Source organism: Dokdonia sinensis (assembly GCF_003688895.1).
Taxonomy (GTDB): Bacteria; Bacteroidota; Bacteroidia; order Flavobacteriales; family Flavobacteriaceae; genus Dokdonia; species Dokdonia sinensis.
On sequence record NZ_REFV01000035.1, the window covers coordinates 1 to 1680 of the forward strand.

The 1680-nt window shown below is 31.9% G+C and carries 2 protein-coding genes; both read right to left on the minus strand.

Going from position 1 to position 1680, the window contains the following annotated elements; translation table 11 throughout:
• Positions 1–142: 142 nt before the first annotated feature.
• Complete coding sequence (locus EAX61_RS16280; RefSeq protein ID WP_121918767.1) at positions 143–550, minus strand: Rossmann-fold NAD(P)-binding domain-containing protein; 408 nt, start codon at positions 548–550, stop codon at positions 143–145.
• Between the two features lie 406 nt (positions 551–956).
• A complete protein-coding gene (locus EAX61_RS16285; RefSeq protein WP_147448395.1) occupies positions 957–1544 on the minus strand; it encodes a hypothetical protein in 588 nt (195 codons plus the stop codon).
• Positions 1545–1680: the final 136 nt, after the last annotated feature.

A 1680-nucleotide genomic window follows, 5' to 3' on the forward strand; every position in this document is an offset into this window, starting at 1 on the left:
CTCAAACGAGTCTTTTTAAGCGATATTAATTTAAGACTTGCATACTTCATAACTTAAAAAAGCACCTCTCAGAAAGGCGCTTTTAAAGTCAATTATTGTCGATTTAATGGGTTGTGCAACGGTTACCGTTGTTGTGGGCAGTTTATCCTCCAATTCTTTTTTCAAATAACTTTCTCCCGTTATGGTACTGTTTGTAAACTGACCAACATTCGCCCATTCCACATCCACTATCTATTTGAGTTTTTGATATTGAAGAATAATTTTTTGATATTATAATTTTATTCGAATTTTGACCCATTTGTGAATCATAAATAAATTCGAAATTATTACTTCCGTAGTCAATTAAAATTGCTTTATCGTAATTGTCAGAACTATTAAAATTAACTTGATAAATTTTTTGATTTTCACTCTCACTAATTAAGGTTGTATTTTGGTTTGTGGTTAAAACTCCTTGGGTTTTTAAAACTTGATAGATTTCGATATCAATCTGTTGAGCATTCACAGTAACAAAAGTTAATAGTAAAATTCCGATTGTGGTAAATAATTTCATTTGTAATAATTTAAATTAGTCCTACTTCCTTTTTCAGTTGGCTTTTCGGTTAATTCCCAACATTATATTCAAGTCAAATTCAGTGGTTCGATTTAACAGTCAATAATCGTAATTCTTTAGTTGTTTAGCAATTCAAAATGAAAATCCATTGATTTCTGATGAAAGTTGGTTTTAAGCCCAAATGTTGGTTTTAATTGCCCACAACGGCTACGTATATGAAAAGTAGCGCTGAAAATAAGCTGTTACTTTTCGGATTAAACACAAGCCAAATTTTTAAATTTTACTATTTATCTTTTTACTTGAAAATCGTCAAATTTAAAAATTTGGCGACTTTCCAAAAATGCCCAAACCTTAGTGTTAGCAATGACTTGCGCTATTTTTTATATACATTGTTCTACACCGTTTTTTATCCGCTGTTATTCGATTTAAACTTTTTCAAACATTGGATTAATATAGCCATATTTTTCTTTAAGTCATCAGTTTGAGATGCTGAAGCAGTCAAATTGTAAAACACTCCTTTAGTTTCACTTTCTACAACGAAACTTATGGTTTCAATTTCGCCGTAAGTTCCTGTATCCGATTTTGTGTGTAGAAAATAAGCTTCTTGATTTAACAAATCAGTTTTGCCTGTTTCAACAACTTCCGCATCCCAATTCGTTTCCAGCAATTCGATATAATATTCAAATTCAGATTTTAAATCCGTTTTGTTTCCGAAACTTTTTATTTTCTGAACAGAAAGCAAATCCACAAAACCGTCTTTGTCAGGCTTTGAACTAGCATCTATTCCCGACAAGATATTTTCGTATTCATAGTTTTCTACTTTCCATTCCCAATTAATTGGAATAGAGAATGAAAAGTCGCCATTTGGATATTCGATTTTTTGTTTAGCTATTTTAACCGGATAATTGGCGTAATTATCCAGCGTGTATTGTCGATTTGAGCAGGAAGCTGTCAAAATCAAAAATATTAATGCTATGACGAATGTTTTTTTCAAATGGTGTAGAACGTCCAATGTATAAAGCGTGCAGGGCGTTCTGCTGGCTTTCACTTGTTTTGGTGTTTGTATTATTTGTGTAAGGTATTAATTATTTTGGAGGTTTGCTGCCCTGCGTTGAGCTTTTGGAACGCCT

Bases quoted from the DNA above. Each gene is read 5' to 3' on its own strand.
- EAX61_RS16280 (WP_121918767.1), bottom strand. From the start codon at position 550: ATGAAATTATTTACCACAATCGGAATTTTACTATTAACTTTTGTTACT.